General features: G+C 62.3%; 18 protein-coding genes. 13 read left to right on the plus strand and 5 right to left on the minus strand.

Features of this window, described 5'->3' with window-relative positions; all coding sequences use genetic code 11:
• Positions 1 to 20 precede the first annotated feature (20 nt).
• Genes J3R84_RS22125 through J3R84_RS22165 form a run of 9 tightly spaced genes read left to right on the plus strand, consistent with a single transcriptional unit; the run spans position 21 to position 8,057 of the window.
• Positions 21 to 896, plus strand: coding sequence for a sugar phosphate isomerase/epimerase family protein (locus tag J3R84_RS22125; RefSeq protein WP_057222846.1), 876 nt, complete (start codon positions 21 to 23; stop codon positions 894 to 896).
• Positions 893 to 1,693, plus strand: a complete 801-nt coding sequence (locus J3R84_RS22130; protein ID WP_107027458.1) for a sugar phosphate isomerase family — start codon at positions 893 to 895, stop codon at positions 1,691 to 1,693. The genes J3R84_RS22125 and J3R84_RS22130 overlap by 4 nt, the downstream gene beginning before the upstream one ends.
• Positions 1,690 to 2,616, plus strand: a complete 927-nt coding sequence (locus J3R84_RS22135; protein ID WP_025429251.1) for an ROK family protein — start codon at positions 1,690 to 1,692, stop codon at positions 2,614 to 2,616. The genes J3R84_RS22130 and J3R84_RS22135 overlap by 4 nt, the downstream gene beginning before the upstream one ends.
• Positions 2,613 to 3,686, plus strand: a complete 1,074-nt coding sequence (locus J3R84_RS22140) for an ABC transporter ATP-binding protein (RefSeq protein ID WP_025429250.1) — start codon at positions 2,613 to 2,615, stop codon at positions 3,684 to 3,686. Before J3R84_RS22135 ends, J3R84_RS22140 begins: the two co-directional genes overlap by 4 nt.
• A gap of 4 nt (positions 3,687 to 3,690) precedes the next feature.
• A complete protein-coding gene (locus J3R84_RS22145; RefSeq protein WP_203527823.1) occupies positions 3,691 to 4,605 on the plus strand; it encodes a carbohydrate ABC transporter permease in 915 nt (304 codons plus the stop codon).
• Between the two features lies 1 nt (position 4,606).
• Positions 4,607 to 5,446, plus strand: coding sequence for a carbohydrate ABC transporter permease (locus tag J3R84_RS22150; RefSeq protein ID WP_057209818.1), 840 nt, complete (start codon positions 4,607 to 4,609; stop codon positions 5,444 to 5,446).
• Between the two features lie 37 nt (positions 5,447 to 5,483).
• The gene (locus tag J3R84_RS22155) at positions 5,484 to 6,569 is read left to right on the plus strand and encodes a Gfo/Idh/MocA family protein (protein ID WP_057222847.1); all 1,086 of its coding nucleotides are present in this window, start codon (positions 5,484 to 5,486) and stop codon (positions 6,567 to 6,569) included.
• Between the two features lie 35 nt (positions 6,570 to 6,604).
• Complete coding sequence (locus J3R84_RS22160) at positions 6,605 to 7,171, plus strand: TetR/AcrR family transcriptional regulator (protein ID WP_038577941.1); 567 nt, start codon at positions 6,605 to 6,607, stop codon at positions 7,169 to 7,171.
• A gap of 34 nt (positions 7,172 to 7,205) precedes the next feature.
• Entirely contained in the window at positions 7,206 to 8,057 is an 852-nt protein-coding gene (locus J3R84_RS22165; RefSeq protein WP_025429245.1) for a cupin domain-containing protein, read from the plus strand.
• 33 nt (positions 8,058 to 8,090) lie between these two features.
• Here J3R84_RS22165 and J3R84_RS22170 read toward each other — a convergent pair whose 3' ends face one another.
• A complete protein-coding gene (locus J3R84_RS22170; protein WP_113568532.1) occupies positions 8,091 to 8,807 on the minus strand; it encodes a helix-turn-helix transcriptional regulator in 717 nt (238 codons plus the stop codon).
• A 76-nt stretch (positions 8,808 to 8,883) separates the two neighbouring features.
• Between J3R84_RS22170 and J3R84_RS22175 the strand changes: the two genes are divergently transcribed.
• Positions 8,884 to 9,495, plus strand: coding sequence for a glutathione S-transferase family protein (locus J3R84_RS22175; protein WP_113568468.1), 612 nt, complete (start codon positions 8,884 to 8,886; stop codon positions 9,493 to 9,495).
• 107 nt (positions 9,496 to 9,602) lie between these two features.
• On the opposite strand, the gene J3R84_RS22180 is transcribed toward J3R84_RS22175, so the two are convergent.
• The 4 genes from J3R84_RS22180 to J3R84_RS22195 all read right to left on the minus strand — a co-directional run bounded on the left by J3R84_RS22180 (position 9,603) and on the right by J3R84_RS22195 (position 14,037).
• On the minus strand, positions 9,603 to 10,496 hold the full coding sequence (locus J3R84_RS22180; RefSeq protein WP_203527826.1) for an aldose 1-epimerase: 894 nt from the start codon (positions 10,494 to 10,496) through the stop codon (positions 9,603 to 9,605).
• Positions 10,497 to 10,503: 7 nt separating this feature from the next.
• Entirely contained in the window at positions 10,504 to 11,454 is a 951-nt protein-coding gene (araH, locus tag J3R84_RS22185) for an L-arabinose ABC transporter permease AraH (RefSeq protein WP_057223389.1), read from the minus strand.
• Between the two features lie 2 nt (positions 11,455 to 11,456).
• On the minus strand, positions 11,457 to 12,983 hold the full coding sequence (gene araG, locus J3R84_RS22190; protein ID WP_203527828.1) for an L-arabinose ABC transporter ATP-binding protein AraG: 1,527 nt from the start codon (positions 12,981 to 12,983) through the stop codon (positions 11,457 to 11,459).
• A gap of 70 nt (positions 12,984 to 13,053) precedes the next feature.
• On the minus strand, positions 13,054 to 14,037 hold the full coding sequence (locus J3R84_RS22195; RefSeq protein WP_025429239.1) for an arabinose ABC transporter substrate-binding protein: 984 nt from the start codon (positions 14,035 to 14,037) through the stop codon (positions 13,054 to 13,056).
• 198 nt (positions 14,038 to 14,235) lie between these two features.
• On the opposite strand from J3R84_RS22195, the gene J3R84_RS22200 reads away from it, so the two are divergent.
• From J3R84_RS22200 to J3R84_RS22210, 3 genes are all read left to right on the plus strand, one after another.
• A complete protein-coding gene (locus tag J3R84_RS22200) occupies positions 14,236 to 14,997 on the plus strand; it encodes a FadR/GntR family transcriptional regulator (RefSeq protein ID WP_025429238.1) in 762 nt (253 codons plus the stop codon).
• 71 nt (positions 14,998 to 15,068) lie between these two features.
• Positions 15,069 to 16,217, plus strand: a complete 1,149-nt coding sequence (gene dgoD / locus J3R84_RS22205) for a galactonate dehydratase (RefSeq protein ID WP_025429237.1) — start codon at positions 15,069 to 15,071, stop codon at positions 16,215 to 16,217.
• Positions 16,218 to 16,255: 38 nt separating this feature from the next.
• Positions 16,256 to 17,032, plus strand: a complete 777-nt coding sequence (locus J3R84_RS22210; RefSeq protein ID WP_025429236.1) for an SDR family oxidoreductase — start codon at positions 16,256 to 16,258, stop codon at positions 17,030 to 17,032.
• Positions 17,033 to 17,310: the final 278 nt, after the last annotated feature.

Genomic DNA, 17,310 nt, shown 5'->3' on the forward strand with positions numbered 1-17,310 from the left:
ACCGATCGAGGACATCACCCGTGAACATTGCGATAGCACCGTGCTGCTGGGGCGTTTACTGGCCCGAAGGCAACGAAATCAACTGGACCGACTATCTCGACCGCATCAAGGCGGCCGGTTACCGGCACACCGAACTTGGACCCTACGGCTTCTTTGCCACGGATCCAGAGGTGCTTTCATCCGAGCTTGGCAGCCGCGGCCTTTCGGTCGTCGCGGCGGCCCATGTCCACACACTCGCCGATCCCGCCTCCTGGCCGGTCCTTAAGGAAAAGACGCAAGCGATCTGTCGGCTGCTGTCTGAGGTCGGCGCGACGCATTTCATCCTGATGGACGAGTCGGAGTTCTATCCGAAGGACAGGATGGGCGTGGTCGATGAAGCAGGCTGGCGCTCCGTCGTCGAGCAAACCACGGGCGCTGCACGCATCGCCCGCTCGCATGGGCTGGAGTTCAGCTTTCACCCGCATGTGGGCACCTGCGTCGAGCTTGAGCCGCAGATCGAGCGCCTGCTTGCCGAGACGGAGCCAGGCCTTGTCGGGCTCTGCCTCGATACCGGTCACCACGCCTATTGGAAGGCCGATCCGACTGATTTCCTTGTCCGTCACCGGGATCGGATCAACGCCATCCACCTGAAGAACGTCGATGGCGCCTATCGCGAACGGGTTCTGGCCGAAGGCATCCACAGCGACCGCGCCTTCGAAGAGGGCATCATGACCGACCTCGATCGCGGCGTCGTCGACATTGCCGCTTTCGTCGATGCGCTGCGGCAGACGGGCTACGATGGCCCGCTCGTGGTCGAGCAGGATCTTGCGCGCGGCCATCCCGACACGCCGGAAACCATCGCCGAACGGAATTTCCGCTTCGTTTCCGAGCTTTTGGCTGAGCGGGCAAAGGCATGAAGGTCGAGGTCCACGATACGCCGCTATCGATCGGAGAGCATCTGGCGGAGCGGATCGTCGATGGCATCCGGGCGCGAGGTTCCGAAGGCCGTGCTTATGTGCTCGGCTGTCCGGGTGGGCGCAGCCCCATGCCGGTCTACGAGGCGATCGGCCGGCGGCTGAAGGTTGAGCCGATCAATTGCTCGCGGCTGGTCATCGTCATGATGGACGAATACTTGCAGGCCAGCGGCGGCGACCGTCTGACGCCACCGCCTTCATCGGTGCATTTCTCCTGCCGCGGGTTCGGCGAGCGTGAGATCGTCGGGCGGATCAACGCGGCGCTACCTGCCGAGTTTCGCATTCCACGGGCAAACTTCTGGATGCCGGACCCAAGCAATCCCGACGACTATGATGCCCGCATCGCCGCTGTCGGCGGCATCGATCTTTTTCTGCTCGCTTCCGGCGCCGGCGACGGTCACATCGCGTTCAACCCGCCAGGCTCGGCGCGCGATAGCCGGACGCGGGTGGTCGCTCTAGCCGAGCAGACGCGGCGCGACAATCTCGCGACCTTCCCCGACTTTCGCGGCATCGACGAAGTACCGTCGCATGGCGTGACCATCGGTATCGCCTCGATTGCGGAGCTGTCGAAATCCGTAGCGATGATCGCCTGGGGCGAGGGCAAACGCCACGCCTGCGAACGCATGAGCGGCGCCACGGCCTATGACGCCACTTGGCCGGCGACGATTGCCGCCGAATGCCGGGCCGCCGAATTGCACATCGATGCCGCGGCGGCCGGTCGATTGGGAGCGCGCCCGTGAGCCAGCACGCGATCGGCATCGATGTCGGCGGGACGAAGACCAAGGCTTGCCTCGTGCGTCTGGCCGACGGTGCCGTTATCACTGAGCGCACGGCCGCGACGCCCTGCCAGCAAGGCGGCCGTGCAGTCCTCGAACTGGTCGGGGTGCTCGCCGAGGCCATGGAGGCCGAAAGCAGCGCACGCAAGCTCGATACCGCAGGCCTCGGCCTTTGCCTGCCGGAACTCGTGACCGGCGCCGGCGAACCGGCATCGGCCTGGAATTTCGATTGGCGCGATCTCGACTACCGCCAGCATCTCAGCCGCTTCGGTGTTGTTCATATCGACAGCGATGTACGGGCCGCGGCCTACGCCGAAGGCTGGATCGGAGCTGGCGTCGATGCGGATCCCTTCGTTTATGTGACGATTTCGACCGGCCTGTCGCATTCGCTGGTGATCGGCGGCACCCCCTATGCCGGCGCCCGCGGCTTTGCCATCCATTTTTCCGGTAGCGACCTCGTGGCGTTTGGCGGCGAAGATCAGGACCTTCAGGTACGCCACAATCTTGAGCTTTTCGCCAGCGGCAAGGCGCTCGGCGAGCGCTACGGCAAACTCATCGACCGTCCGGGGACGACCGCGCTGCAGCTCTTCGAAGCGGAAGCACACGATCCGAGGGCGGCCACGATGGTCGGTGACGCGCTTTTGTCGCTTGCCTCCTATCTCGGGCAGCTCGTCAACACACTCGACCCTGAAATCCTGATCCTTGGCGGCGGTATCGGCGGCGACCCTTCGGTCAACGAGCGCCTTGCTAGCCTGACGCGCCCATTCATCTGGGCCGATGGCGCCCGGGATCTTCCCATTATCAGAAGCGTCCTTGGCGACACGGCCTGCGCGGTCGGCGTGGCGGCGCTTGCAAACAAAGCTCGCAAACAGGCGGTGCGCATATGAGTGGAATTGACCTAACCGATGTCGTCAAGCGCTTCGGCGCGCTGACCGTGATCGACAAAGTCAACCTGAAGGTTGGCGAAGGAGAGTTCGTGGTGTTCGTCGGCCCGTCGGGCTGCGGCAAGTCGACCTTGCTGCGGATGATTGCCGGGCTCGAGGAGATTTCCGACGGCGAACTGCAGATCGGCGGCAGGCGCATGAACGAAACGCCGCCGGCCGAGCGCGGCATCGCCATGGTGTTCCAGTCCTACGCGCTCTATCCGCACATGAGCGTCGAGCGCAACCTCGGCTTCGCGCTGGAGACAGCGCGACTGGGCGCCGGCGAAATCAAGGAGCGGGTCAGCAAGGTCGCGCGCTTTCTCAAGATCGAACATCTGCTGCACCGTCGACCCGCCCAGCTCTCCGGCGGGCAGCAGCAGCGGGTCGCCATCGGCCGTGCGCTGGTGCGTTCGCAAAAGCTCTTTCTCTTCGACGAGCCGCTCTCCAACCTAGATGCCGATCTGCGCATGGAAATGCGCGTCGAAATCGCGCGTATTCACCGCGAGCTCAAGGCCACCACCGTCTATGTCACCCACGACCAGCTCGAGGCAATGACGCTTGCCGATCGCATCGTCGTCCTGAAGGACGGCCGGATTGCCCAGGTCGGCACGCCGATGGAACTTTATGAGCGGCCGGCGAGCAAATTCGTCGCCAGCTTCATCGGCGCACCGCGGATGAATTTTCTGCCGGGCACGTTGCATCGCGAGACAAGCGCGAGCCGGCTGGAGGTCATGGGGGGCACCCATACGCTCGGCCGTATCGACTATGACGGCGAGATCAGCATCGGCCTGCGGCCCGAGGATCTGATCCTTGGCGGCGGCGAGGTGCAGATCCCGGCGCAGGTGCTGCTCGTCGAGCCGCTCGGTGGCGAGGCATTGGTGCACGCGCGTGTCGGCGATGGCCAGATGCTGGTGATGAAGGTGCAGGGCAAGCCGGATCTCCGGCCGAATGCCGACATCACCATCGGCTGGATGCAGTCGAAGGCGCATCTGTTCGGGGTCGACGAAAGTGCGCTTCGCGCTGCGGAGGCTTGAGACGATGACGTCAGGGGCAGTAATAAGATCTCTCGGATTGCGGCAGGCCCGCGCCCGCACCGCCTGGTGGTTTCTGGCGCCGAGCCTATTGGTGCTGACCGCCGTCGCCCTCTGGCCGCTCGGGCGCACCTTTGTCTTTTCCTTCACCGACGCGCTGCTGACGGAGCCGGACTTCTACAGTTACATCGGCTTCGACAACTATCGGGCGCTGTTCGAAGATCCGCTGTGGTGGCAATCCGTCCGCAATACGCTGTATTTCACCGTCATTTCGGTGTCGATCGAGACCGTTCTCGGGCTGACGATCGCGCTCCTTCTCAACTCCCACATCGCCGGGCGCGGCGCCATGCGGGCGATCATCCTGATCCCCTGGTCGATCCCGGTCGTGGTCAGCGCCCGCATGTGGCAGTGGATGCTGCATGACCAGTTCGGCATCGTGAACCACGTGCTGAAGATGGCCGGTTTCATCGACAGCGGCATCGCCTGGACTGCCAATGCCTCCCTGGTCATGCCGGTGATCATCGCCGTCGATGTCTGGATCACCACGCCCTTCATGGTGCTTTTGATCCTGGCGGGTTTGCAGATGCTACCGCGCGGCATCTACGAGGTCGCCGCGATCGACGGCGTGCCGGCATGGAAGCAGTTCACCTCGCTGACGCTGCCGCTGCTGGCGCCGAGCATTGCAGTTGCCGTGCTCTTTCGCCTACTCGATGCGCTGCGCATGTTCGACCTGAGCTTCGTGCTTTCCTCCAACAGCGACGACGCCAAGACGGTGTCGATCTATGCCCGCGAGGTCCTTGTCAATTTCCAGGACATGGGGGTGGGCTCGGCTGCTAGTACCGCCGTCTTCCTGATGATCGCCGTCGTGACAGCGATCTACGTCACCGTCTTCCGTCTCAACCGCCGTCTGCTGGGAGTTTGACATGGTCAGAAGCAACGCCCGCAAACGCCTGCACAGGATCGCGATATACAGCCTCTTCGGCGTCGTCGCGCTCTACACGCTGTTTCCGTTTTATTGGATGATCGCCTCATCGCTGAAATCAGGTCAGGCGATCTTCGACGTGACGTTCTTCCCGGACCTGAAGTTCAACAATTATACGGCGATCCTGTCGGACGGCGTTTTCCTGCGCAGCCTCTTGAATTCGCTGGTCGTCGCTTTCTCGGTCGTCGCACTCTCGCTGGTGCTGGCGATTGCGGCCGCCTATGCGCTCGGCCGGATCGACTTTCGCGGTCGTTCGCCGATCATGCTGCTGGTGCTCGCGGTCTCGATGTTCCCGCAGATCGCGCTTCTGTCCGGCCTGTTCGAGATGATCCGCTGGCTCGGGCTCTACAACACGGTCGGTTCGCTGATCTTCTCCTACATGATCTTCACGCTGCCGTTCAACATCTGGGTGCTGACCACGTTCATGCGCGATTTGCCGAAACAGATCGAGGAGGCGGCGATCATGGACGGCTGCTCGCCCTTGCGGATCGTGCGCTGCATCTTCCTGCCGATGATGGGGCCGGCACTGATCTCGACGGGACTGCTGGCCTTCATCGCCTCGTGGAACGAGTTCATGTTCGCGCTGACCTTCATCCTGACGGACGAGAACCGCACCGTGCCGGTGGCGATCGCCCTGATCTCGGGCTCCAGCCGGTACGAATTCCCCTATGGCGCGATCATGGCGGCATCGACGATCGTCACCGTGCCATTGGTCATCCTCGCTCTCATCTTCCAGAAACATATCGTCTCCGGCCTGACGGCCGGTGCGGTCAAAGGTTGAATTGTTGCCTCGTTCGTGAGGCGGAAAGGTTGCTTTCATGCGTGTCGTTCGCGTTGGTTTGATCGGGCTTGGCGAAGTCAGCCAGCTCATGCATCTGCCGATCCTTTCGGATCACCGGAACTTGTTTGAAATTGCTGGCGTCTACGACGTCTCGCCGAGCCTGACGGCCTATTGTTCGGCGCGCTACCCCGGTGCAAAGCCGTTCGAGACGGCAGAGGCGCTCGTCTCTTCCCCCGACATCGATGCCGTTTTCATTTTGACGCCGGACCAGACGCACAGCTTCTATCTCGAACTGGCGCTCAAAGCCGGCAAGCATGTCTTCCTGGAAAAGCCGGCCTGCCTCACGCTCGGTGAGATCGACGCGGTCGCGCCGCTCGCCAAGGCCACCGACAAGCTGCTGTTCGTCGCCTATATGCGCCGCTATTCGCCGAGCTTCCTTCGCGCCAAGGCAATGATGCCGAAGCCGGAAGAGCTCCGTTACGTCCGCGTGCGCGATATCATCTGCGAGGGCCCGTTCTTCATCAAACAGACCCGTAACATCTTCTACCCAACCGATCTGGACGCCGCGTTCCTCGCCGAATCCCGCGCGCAGACATCGGCGCTCCTGAAGCAGGTCGTCGGGGAGGATGCGCCCGCCGACCTCATGCGCGCCTATCAGGTCCTGACCGGGCTGTCGTCCCACAGCCTTTCGGCGATGCGCGAACTGATCGGGCTGCCGAAGCGGGTGATCGCGGCCCATCACAAGGCCAATGGGGAATCCATCGTCGCGCTTTTCGACTATGGCCATTTCACCGCGATCTACGAGGCGATGATCGACAACGTTGCCCGCTTCGACGCGCGCATCGAGGTGCTGTCCGACCGGCGGCAACTGCGTGTCAGCTACGACACGCCCTATATCCGCAACCTGCCGACCTCGCTGGAGGTGATCGATTCGACCGAAACCGAGACGGAGACAAGGGTCTTCGGTCCTGATTATACCGACCCCTTCGCGCTCGAATTGCGCGCCTTCCACGATCATCTGGTCAAGGGCACGCAGCCGAAAACCACGCTCGACGATTCACGCAACGATCTGGCGCTGATGGCCGAGATCGTCGATCGCCTGCGCGAGAGTTCAGGGATATAGCGTGCGCAGATTTTTCAACACTGGATTGTACCGACATGGCAAAACGTGAAAGCGCACGGGACCGTATTTTGACTGCCGCCGAGGCGATCGTCGTGGGCAAGGGCGTTTCCTCGCTCACCTTCGACGAGGTCGCGGAGCAGACGGGCCTGAGCAAGGGGGGCATCCTCTATCATTTCGCCAGCAAGGACGCCCTTGTGCGCGCCATGGTCGAACGGTTCGTCTACCGCTTCGAGACCGGTCTTGCCGGCATCGAGCATGAGGACGAGGATCCGCACGGCCGCTACACACGAGCCTATGTCGGCGCGACGCTTGGGGAAGCCGCAAGTACCGGCGAGCAATACGACCGCCTCGGCGCCAGCATCACGGCGGCGCTCTCCAACTTTCCCGACCTGCTTGAAATCGTGCGCCAGCAGAACATTCGTTGCCAGGCGGCGGTCGAAGAAGACGGTCTGGATCCGGTCGACGCCACGATCATCCGCCTTGCCGTCGAGGGCCTGTGGATGGCGGAGGTTTTCAACGTCATGCATCTCGACCCGGAAATGAAGCGCAAGGTCACCGCCCGCCTGATCGAACGGACGCGCGCGTCCTCAAACCGAAAATAGCGCGCAACGACGCGCCGCAGCCAAGGAGTTACCGATGGGCTACAAGCCTTCACCGCGTCCAGTCTTCGACCGCGCCAGCCACATTCCCTATGCTGGCGTCACCCGGCATCTCTGGGGAGAGGAGAATGCCGGCCTCGTCGACGACTGGATCTACGCCTCCACCGACAGCATCCACCAGATCGTCTTCGGCATGCAGCCCGGCGGCTGCTTCAAGCATACCGACGCTTTCAGGACGATCTTCGGTGCCGATGAAGTGCTCTATGTCTTGAGCGGCACGCTCGGCCTTGCCAATCCCGAAACAGGGGAGTTCTGCATCGCGCAAAAGGGCGAGGCGCTGTTCTTCCGCAAGGATACCTGGCACCATGGCTTCAACCTCGGCAATGACCAGGTACGGGTGCTGGAGTTCTTTGCGCCGCCGCCGGCAAAGGGCACGTCCGGTCCCTATGCCCGCACCAAGCCTTATCTCGAGCTTGCGCAGTCGCGTTACAGCCAGAGCGAGTTCATCGGTCGCTGGCCGATGGAAGCAAAAGCCCAACGCGACGCACGCACGATCCATCCGATGCGCGATGCCGATCTGCTGTGGAGCCTGGACCAGGCGACGCAAGGCGCCTTTACCGGCCTCTATTGCGCCACCGACCAGTTGACGGTCGGCAAGACAACGCTGCTGGCCGGCAAGCGCACGGGCGTCGAGCGCCACAAGGGCGATGAATGCCTCTACGTCGTTTCCGGAACGCTCAACATTCACGTGCCCGACGCGGAAGGCCAGGCCTGGTTCGAGCTCAATCCGCGCGACGGGTTCTATATTCCGGCCGGTACCGATCACCAATATTACAACATGTCGGGCGAGCAGGTGGAGTTCGTCTTCGGCGTAGCGCCGGACTTCTGAGAGCGTCTCTACACTGGCGTTGGCGGCGTCGACTTACCCTTTGCGGTGGGCCGGCGCCGTGTCCGTTGCGCCGGCATTCATGCGGGCAATGAACTCGCGCAGCATCGGCACGCGCCGCGGCCGGAAACTTTCGTCCGTCGGCCTTATCTCGGCGATGCGATCGATACGAAACTTGCGGAAGTCCTCACGCAGGCAGCACCAGCCGAGCAGAACAAGCACATGTTCGAGATAGACGATGCCGAGCGGCAGGACGCGTCTTTCGCTATGCTGGCCCCCGGCGTCGACATAGTCGATGACGATTGCCCGTTCCTGCCAGCAGGCTTCGCGAAGCAGCCCGACGTCGATGTCGGAAGTGGATCTTCTTTCGAAACGGTGGACCTGCGAGACGGCATGGATCGTCTGCTGCTGTAAGCGATCGGGCAGGGTGGCGGTAATCTTCGAAAGCACTGCCTCGGCCGCCTTCGCCAATTCCGGTTCACCCATGTGGCGAACTTCGCCCAGCCCCAGCACCAGGGCTTCGATTTCAAGGCGCGTGAACGTCTGGGGCGGGAGGGCGATATCTTCGGTGAGGCGATAACCAAAACCGCGCTCGCCGTCTATGACGGCGCCGGCGGCGCGCAGGCTGTCGATGTCGCGGTAGAGCGAGCGTGGCGACACGCCGGTTTCCTCGGCGAGCCTGGCCGCCGTCACCGGCGGTGGCAGGCTGCGAAGGGCCTGGAGAAGACGAAACAAACGATCGCTGCGCGCCATGAGCCTGCTGACGGAAATTGACAGTTGGGTCGTTTTATAAAGAGCCCAGACAGAAACCGCAATCGAGGACCTTTCCATGTTGACGCTCTATCACGCCCCGCGCTCCCGCTCTTCGCGCATCATCACTTTGCTTCGCGAACTGGATGCGCTCGACAAGGTCAACATCGTCGTCGTCGACATCACCCGCGGCGACGGCAGCGGGGCCAAGGACCCGAAAAATCCGCACCCGGAGGGCAAGGTGCCGCTGCTGGTGCATGATGGCGTCGTCATCTGGGAAAGCATCGCCATCATTCAGTACCTGACCGATCTTTTCCCCGCCAAGAAACTGGCGCCGCTTCCCGGCGATGCCAAGCGCGGCCGTTATCTGAGCTGGCTTGCCTGGTACGCGGGCGTGGTCGAGCCGGTGCTGATCGTCGAGGCGGCGGGGCTCTCGCATCCCTATCTGCAGTTCACGTTCCGCAGTTCCGTCGAGATGGCGCGTCAGCTCGAGACGGCGCTCACTGCAAGCCCCTATCTGATGGGCGAGCAGTTCTCGGCTGCCGACTTGCTGCTCTATTCGCCGTTTGCATGGTTCCCGGAAGCAACGCCGGATGTGCCCGCCGTCAAAGCCTGGATCGAGCGCTGTGCGGCGCGGCCGGCCGTGCAATGGGCCGCAGATTTCGACGCGTCGTCGCTCGCGGCGGCATAGGCTCGAAATCGGTTCGAGAGATGAAACGATGAAGTGCCGCGCGCCAGACATGACGTGCGGTGCTTCATCGTTTGGAACTACGGTTCAGCTGTGCCCGCAACCTGTTCCTATTCAAGGTCCTTTAGGGATGAGATCGGGCGCGGGGAGAGCGTCAGCCTACCGGTCAAGCTTTGCCCGTGTTCGACGATTGTCAGACCGCCGAGACCGGCAAGGTGATGGCCGTTCGGCAGGTGCGTCATCGGTTCGAAGCAAAAGAAGTCTGCGTCTGCAGGCGAATAGAGCATGAAATGACCGAAGACTGGCTGAGGGTCGATTTCAAGGTAGAGGTCGTGTTCCGGCCACTCGATCACGGCCTTGCCGTCCCATCCCTCATAGGCGTTGTTCAGCCATCGGCGTGGCAAGAGATTGCCCCGCTCGAACTCAAGAGTGTGCGGTATCGGCCCGGGTCGGTCGGGCAAGTGACCTTCTCTTTCCGTCCAGAACCGTTCGGCCTTCGCGATCAGCCGTGTGCCGGCGGTTTTTGGGAAGAAGGGATGGTGGCCGAGGCCGATGGGCAGAGCGAAGCCCGACCTGTTGGTGACGGAAAGCGTGACGGTCAGGCGGTCATCTTCAACAGTGAAACGCTGAACGGCTTCATAGGCATAGGGATTGGGGGCAACAGCCTCGTGCACATAGCGCAGGCATGCTTCGGTTTCGCTGTGCGAGACGACCTGCCATGCCGCCAGCCAACCGTCGCCATGCAGATAACAGGGGTCGCTGGCGTTGCGAACTAGGACGAAGCGATTGCCTGAGAAGGTGAAGCTGTTCCCCTCCAACCGGTTGCCGAAGGGAACGAGCGGAAAGCTCGCCTCCTGACCGTGGTGCTGCGAGGCAAGCCCGCCGGTTGGCGTGGATCGGAAGATCGGCACGCCGCAATAGGAACCGGACAGGATCGAGCCGCCGAAGCGGCTCAATTCGATCAAAAGCTCTCCATTGCTAAGCGGCAGGACGTCCGAGGACATGCGGCTGCTAAACGCGTCGGCCAACGGCGGACGAGCGCAGGTTGTCGAGCAGAACGGCCAGCAGCAGGATGAAGCCGCGCACGACATACTGGTAGAAGGCCTGGATGTTGAGCAGGTTCATGACGTTTTCCGCAATGCCCATGATCAGCACGCCGACGATGACGCCGGTCATCGCCGCCCGTCCGCCGGCAAGCGAGACGCCGCCGAGTACGCAGGCGGAGATAACCGAAAGTTCGAGGCCGGTCGCCGCATTCGGCTGGCCCGAGGTAATGCGCGACGCCAGCAACACGCCGGCGACGGCGCAGACGAGACCCTGCAGCGCGAAGATCCAGATGCGCATGCGCGCGACGTCGACGCCGGCAAGGCGCGACGCTTCGGGATTGCCGCCGATTGCCAGAGTGTTCTTGCCGAAGACGGTGCGGTTCAGCAAAAAGCCGAAGGCAACGAAGAACAGGCCCATGACCCAGATCGGCGTCGGAACGCCGAGGAAGCGCGAAAGGGCCAGCTGGTAGAAGCTTGGATCGTTGATGCCGACGGCGCGGCCGTCCGATGCGATGAGCGCCAGGCCACGCACGATCTGCATGGTGGCAAGCGTCGTGATCAGCGCGTTGATGCGGAAACGGGCGATGACGACGCCGTTGACCGTTCCGACGAGACCGCCGCACACCAGGGCCGCGACCAGGCCGAGCAGGATCGAGCCGGTCGCATTTGAGGCCATGACCGCGACCATGCCGGAGAAGGCAACGGTCGAGCCCACCGAAAGGTCGAAGTCGCGCGAGGCAAGGCAGAACATCATGGTGCAGGCGACGATGCCGATGGTGACAACCGACTGCAGCAGGCCGAGCATGTTTCGCTCGGTCAGGAAGTTCGGGACCGTCAGCGAGACGACGAGAAATGCAAGCGCGAAGATGACGACGAGGCCCTGTTCGCCGAGAAGGAGTTTTTTCAAGGAGGTCATCGTCACCGTACCTGTGCGTGAGGAAGAGTGTTTAAGTTTTGAACGTCCGGCAGGGCGGCGGCGAGAATGCGCCGCTCGTCGAACTCGGCTCTGGGAATGTCGGCGGCGACGCGGCCCTCGCACATGATCATGATGCGGTCGGCGATGCCCATGACCTCAGGCAGTTCGCTGGAGATCACCACGATCGCCATGCCCTCGGCGGCGAGCTCGTAGAGAATTTCGTAGATTTCCGACTTTGCACCGACATCGATGCCGCGTGTCGGCTCGTCGATAACAAGCACCTTGACGCCCTCTTCGGACAGCCAGCGGCCGAGGATGACCTTTTGCTGATTGCCGCCCGACAGATTGATGATGTCCTGGCGGCGCGACGGTGTACGCACGCGAAGCTTGGCGATGAACTTGTCGGCAAGCGCGCCTTCTTTCGCAGGGTTGATAAGGCCGAAGGGCGAGAAATGGCGACGTGAGGAGATCGTCATGTTCTCTTCGATCGATCGTCCCTGGACGATGCCATCGAACTTGCGGTCTTCCGGGCAGAGCACGATGCCCGACCGGATGGAATGGGGTGGGCTGTCAGCCTGGATCGTGACGCCATCAACCGACACCGAACCGCCGTTGCGGGCATCGGCGCCATAGACGAGGCGGGCCATTTCGCTGCGGCCGGCGCCGATCAGGCCGAAGAAGCCGAGGATCTCGCCTCGCCTGACGGAGAAGCTCAAGGGTTGGCGAAGTTTCGCTCCCGAAATGCTCTCGACGCGCAGCCGCTCTTCACCGAGGCTGCGCTCGCGCCAGCCCCAGATATTGGCGATCTCGCGGCCGACCATTTCCGAGATGATCTGGTCGCGCGTCACCTTCGAGATTTCGGGATGATGGGCGGCGAGTTTCCCGTCGCGCAGCACCGTCAGGCTGTCGCAGAGGCGGAAGATCTCATCGAGGCGGTGGGAAACGTAGAGAATGACCGTGCCGTTGGCGCGCAGGCGATCGATGAGGGTAAAGAGGATCTCGCTTTCTCGCGAGGACAGCGACGAGGTCGGCTCATCAAGCGCGATGACTCGCGCGTCGAGCATCACCGCCTTGGCGATTTCGACCATCTGCCGCTCGCCGATCGAAAGCGAGGCGACCTTGATGGCCGGATCGACATCGATGCCGATCTCGGCAAGCTTCTTTGAAACGACCCCGGTCAGCTGCTGGCGATCGATGACGCCAGCCTTGCCCGGAAAGCGCCCGAGCCAGAGGTTTTCGGCGACCGTCAGTTCCGGGACGAGCTGCAATTCTTGGTGGATGACGATGACGCCTGCATGAAAGGCGTCGCGCACCGAGCGGTAGTGCTGAGGCTCGCCGTCGATCAGGATTTCGCCGGTGTCGGCGGACTGGTCGCCGGAGAGAACGCGGATGAGCGTCGACTTGCCGGCGCCGTTTTCGCCCATCAGGCCGTGAACTGCGCCCTTTTTCACAGAGAAAGAGACGTTCGACAGCGCTTGAACGCCAGGGTAGCCCTTGGAGATGGATCGGAATTCGAGGAAGTCTTGCATCTGCGACGCTCCGGGAATGGGGCGCCCGGCGGTGTCGAACCGCCGGGCTCAAAGTCATCGAAGACGACGATTATTCGATGCCGAGGTCCTTGCGAACAGCTTCATAGTTATCGCGCAGCGCGATCTGGCCGGCCGTCAGCGTCAGCTTTTCCGGCTCCTTGCCGTTGGCGACCCACTCGTACATGTTGAGTGCGGTCTCATAGCCGTGGCGCTTCGGCGAGATGATCACGGTGCCGTAGAAGCCGGTTGCTGCGGGCTTCTTGAACTCGTTGATGGCCGAGTCCGCACCGCCGATGCCGACGCCGATCATGCTGTCGGGGGCAATGCCGACGGTTTCGGTGGCGCGCACGGCACCGAGGACCGCCTCGTCATTGAGGCCGACGGCGACCCACTTCTTGATGCCGGCATTCTTGTTGAGAACGACGGTTGAGGCGTTGAGTGCGGCTTCGGTATCGGTCTTGGCCTGCGGAGCGTCGAAGATGTTTGCTTCCGGGAAGCCGTTTGCCTTCAGCACTGACAGTGCGCCTTCGACACGGTCGACGGCCGTCGGCAACTGGTCGTAGGATACGCGGATCGCGCCGACGTCCTTCATGTCCCAGCCGCGCTTCTTGATCTCGTCGACGATCGACTGGCCGACGGCTTCGCCGATCTTGGTGGCCGAGATGCCCATATGCGGCACGTCTTCGATCGGGCTGCCGTCGGCGTTGACCAGGCGGTCGTCGACCGTGATCATTTTGAGATCGTTGGCGGCCGCCTTGGCGATGATGCCCGGGCCGAGTTTGACGTCAGGCGTGCAGATGATGAAACCCTGCGCGCCTTGTGCGCCGAGATTGTCGATCGCGGACTGAACCTTTTCGCCATCTTCCGCGCCGATCTTGACCAGCGTGAAGCCCTTTTCCTTGGCAGCGACGTCGGCGAACTTCCATTCGTCTTGGAACCACGGTTCCTCGGGCTGCTTGACGATGAAGCCGATCTTGACGTCGGCGGCGAAGGCCGAGGTTGCGGCGAATACGGCGACGGTGCCGGCCAAAATGGCGGCCTTGAAGAAGCGCATGATTTCTCTCCCTGGTGAACTGCCTCCTGCAGTTGCCATTTGTGTATGATGAATCATCATATCCGTCAATTGCCTTTGTATGATGAATGAGGTAGTGATGTATAATAATTGTCGAAACGCTCCTTGGATCCCTGTCGCGAGGGAAGGTGATCTGGGATAAAAGCGTCGGCAGATACGAAGGCATGGGTGGAGATGCAGATGGAAGGTCAGGAGCCGCAGGGCGCAGCGGAGATGCAGGTGCAGCGCCGGCCGCGCGTCCAGAAGAACGTGACGCGCACCATCGCTTCCGACATCTGCGCCGATATCTTTCCTGTCGGCTCCTATCTGCCGCGCGAAAACGATCTGTGCGAGCGTTATGGCGTCAGCCGGACCGTTATCCGGGAATCGCTGAAGATCCTCGAATCAAAGGGCATGGTGCGTGGCCGTTCGCGGGTCGGCACCGTCGTTTGCGGCAAGGACGAGTGGAACATTCTCGATGCCCAGGTGCTCGAATGGATCGGCGAACGCATCTTCGAATTCGACCTGTTGAATTGCATCCTGGAAGCGCGCCGGGCGATCGAGCCGGTTGCCGCCGAATTCGCCGCCGAGCGTGCGACGGTCCAGGAAATCGCCGATCTCGAGCGAGCCTGGCAGGCGATGCGTGACGGCGAGAGCGATATTGCCGGCTTCACCGACGCTGACGTGGCGTTCCACACCTGCCTGCTCAGGGCCAGCCATAATCAGGTCTTCCTGCAGCTTGTGGGCATCATCCAGGCGGCGCTCAAGTTTTCGCTGCATGCATCGAACGAAGCCGCCGAGCGGCGCGACGAAGCGATCGACGTCCATCGCGAACTGGTCGAAGCGCTGCGCATGCGCGACAAGTCAGCGGCGCGCGACTGCTCGATCCGCATGCTCGATCTTGCCGCGCGCGATCTGGCAACCGCAGTCAAGCAACACAGCCCTGCGAAACCCACCCTCTGAAATCCCGGTCGCGGTGAGCCCGGCAGGGCTCGGCCGTGACAAGCCATCCCCACCGAACTGGACCTCAACTCATGAAGATCACCAAGCTCACCACCTATATCGTTCCCCCGCGCTGGCTGTTTCTCAAGGTGGAGACCGACGAAGGTATCGTCGGCTGGGGGGAGCCTGTCGTCGAGGGACGGGCGCTGACGGTCGAGGCTGCGGTGCACGAGCTTGCCGACTATCTCGTCGGCAAGGACCCGTTCCTGATCGAGGATCATTGGAACGTAATGTATCGCGGCGGCTTCTACCGCGGTGGCGCCATTCACATGAGCGCGCTTGCCGGCATCGACCAGGCGCTTTGGGACATCAAGGGTAAGGCGCTGGGCCAGCCGGTGCACTCGCTGCTCGGCGGGCAGTGCCGCGACAAGATCAAGGTGTATTCCTGGATCGGCGGCGACCGCCCGAGCGATGTCGCCCGCAACGCCAAGGATGTGGTGGCGCGCGGTTTCAAGGCGATCAAGCTTAACGGTTGCGAGGAACTGCAGATCGTCGACACCAACGAGAAGATTGACAAGGCGGTGGAGACGATCGGCATCATCCGCGATGCGATCGGCCCGAATATCGGCATCGGCGTCGACTTTCACGGCCGGGTGCACCGGCCGATGGCCAAGGTGCTCGCCAAGGAACTCGAGCAGTTCAAGCTGATGTTCATCGAGGAGCCGGTGCTTTCGGAAAACCGCGAGGCGCTGAAGGAAATCGCCAACCATTGCTCTACGCCGATCGCGCTCGGTGAGCGGCTCTATTCGCGCTGGGACTTCAAGTCGGTGCTTGCGGACGGCTATGTCGACATCATCCAGCCCGATCTCTCCCATGCCGGCGGCATCACCGAATGCCGCAAGATCGCCGCCATGGCCGAGGCCTATGACGTGGCGCTGGCGCCGCATTGCCCGCTCGGGCCGATCGCGCTTGCCGCCTGCCTGCAGATCGATGCCGTCAGCTACAACGCCTTCATCCAGGAGCAGAGCCTCGGCATTCATTACAACGAGGCCAACGATATTCTCGACTATGTCTCGAACAAGGACGTCTTCCACTATGAGGACGGTTTTGTCTCGATCCCGCAGGGTCCGGGCCTCGGCGTCGAGGTCGACGAGGCCTATGTCATCGAGCGCGCCAAGGAGGGCCATCGCTGGCGCAATCCGATCTGGCGCCATGAGGACGGCAGCGTCGCCGAGTGGTGACGGTTGCGCGGGATCATCAGTCGAGGGAGGCAGAAAATATGAGCAAGCGGCTCGCTGGAAAACGCATTGTCATTACAGGGGCAGCCCAGGGCATTGGCCTTGCCATGGCCGAAGCGTTCCTGAAGGAAGGCGCCAGCCTCTTTCTGATCGATCGCGACGGGCCGCTGCTCGAAAAGGAGACGGCCCGGCTTGCGGCGGAAGGCGGCACGCTTGCCTCGACGACGGCAGATATCACCGATGCCGATGCGATTGCCGAGGCCATCCGCCAGGCCGAAAAGACGATCGGCAGGCCGAATGCGCTGGTCAACAATGCCGGCATCAATGTCTTTTCTGAGCCGCTAGCAACGACCGATGCCGACTGGCAGCGCTGCTTTGATGTCAATCTCAAGGGCGCCTGGAACTGTAGCCGCGCCGTTCTGCCCGGTATGATCGAGGCGGGCGGTGGGGTCATTCTCAACATCGCCTCGACACATGCCTTCACGATCATACCGCATACGTTTCCCTATCCCGTGGCGAAACATGCGCTTCTCGGCATGACCAAGTCGCTCGGCATCGAATATGCCTCCAGAGGCATCCGGGTGAATGCCCTTGCGCCTGGATACGTGCTGACCCAGAAGGCGGTCGAATACTGGAACAGCTTCCCGGACCCGGTCGCCGCCGAGGCGGAAACGATGAAGCTGCACCCCGGCGGCCGCATCGCCACGGCGGATGAAATCGCTCGCGCCGCACTCTTCCTGGTGTCGGACGAGTGCACCTTCATCAACGCCACCTGCCTGACCGTCGACGGTGGACTGAGCGTTTTGCATCATCCTTAAGCCAAGTCACGCCGCCATGCCCCGATAGCTGTCCGCCGTGCATCGCCGCGGTGGTGCGGCGCCTGCCGTTCGTGCGGCCAGGGGGCGGCACGCTTTGCCCCCCGTGACCGGTTCGCCCGCGATCTCGAGACGTCATTTCATCTTCTGCGATGTGCCCGCCCACTCCCGCATAGGCTGGTGGGCACGGGCAATTGTGCGTGGTAGATGCTTGACCGCGAATAACTCCGATTATATGAGAAATAAAAATGCCCGTCGGCCAACACATGGCAGGGTACGTA

Source organism: Ensifer canadensis (assembly GCF_017488845.2).
In the GTDB taxonomy this organism is placed as follows: Bacteria; Pseudomonadota; Alphaproteobacteria; order Rhizobiales; family Rhizobiaceae; genus Ensifer; species Ensifer canadensis.

Bases quoted from the DNA above. Each gene is read 5' to 3' on its own strand.
- J3R84_RS22150 (WP_057209818.1), top strand. From the start codon at position 4,607: ATGGTCAGAAGCAACGCCCGCAAACGCCTGCACAGGATCGCGATATAC.
- J3R84_RS22140 (WP_025429250.1), top strand. From the start codon at position 2,613: ATGAGTGGAATTGACCTAACCGATGTCGTCAAGCGCTTCGGCGCGCTG.
- J3R84_RS22145 (WP_203527823.1), top strand. From the start codon at position 3,691: ATGACGTCAGGGGCAGTAATAAGATCTCTCGGATTGCGGCAGGCCCGC.
- J3R84_RS22200 (WP_025429238.1), top strand. From the start codon at position 14,236: ATGGAAGGTCAGGAGCCGCAGGGCGCAGCGGAGATGCAGGTGCAGCGC.
- dgoD (WP_025429237.1), top strand. From the start codon at position 15,069: ATGAAGATCACCAAGCTCACCACCTATATCGTTCCCCCGCGCTGGCTG.
- J3R84_RS22155 (WP_057222847.1), top strand. From the start codon at position 5,484: ATGCGTGTCGTTCGCGTTGGTTTGATCGGGCTTGGCGAAGTCAGCCAG.
- J3R84_RS22170 (WP_113568532.1), bottom strand. From the start codon at position 8,807: ATGGCGCGCAGCGATCGTTTGTTTCGTCTTCTCCAGGCCCTTCGCAGC.
- J3R84_RS22210 (WP_025429236.1), top strand. From the start codon at position 16,256: ATGAGCAAGCGGCTCGCTGGAAAACGCATTGTCATTACAGGGGCAGCC.
- J3R84_RS22165 (WP_025429245.1), top strand. From the start codon at position 7,206: ATGGGCTACAAGCCTTCACCGCGTCCAGTCTTCGACCGCGCCAGCCAC.
- araH (WP_057223389.1), bottom strand. From the start codon at position 11,454: ATGACCTCCTTGAAAAAACTCCTTCTCGGCGAACAGGGCCTCGTCGTC.
- J3R84_RS22180 (WP_203527826.1), bottom strand. From the start codon at position 10,496: ATGTCCTCGGACGTCCTGCCGCTTAGCAATGGAGAGCTTTTGATCGAA.
- J3R84_RS22160 (WP_038577941.1), top strand. From the start codon at position 6,605: ATGGCAAAACGTGAAAGCGCACGGGACCGTATTTTGACTGCCGCCGAG.
- J3R84_RS22130 (WP_107027458.1), top strand. From the start codon at position 893: ATGAAGGTCGAGGTCCACGATACGCCGCTATCGATCGGAGAGCATCTG.
- J3R84_RS22175 (WP_113568468.1), top strand. From the start codon at position 8,884: ATGTTGACGCTCTATCACGCCCCGCGCTCCCGCTCTTCGCGCATCATC.
- araG (WP_203527828.1), bottom strand. From the start codon at position 12,983: ATGCAAGACTTCCTCGAATTCCGATCCATCTCCAAGGGCTACCCTGGC.
- J3R84_RS22195 (WP_025429239.1), bottom strand. From the start codon at position 14,037: ATGCGCTTCTTCAAGGCCGCCATTTTGGCCGGCACCGTCGCCGTATTC.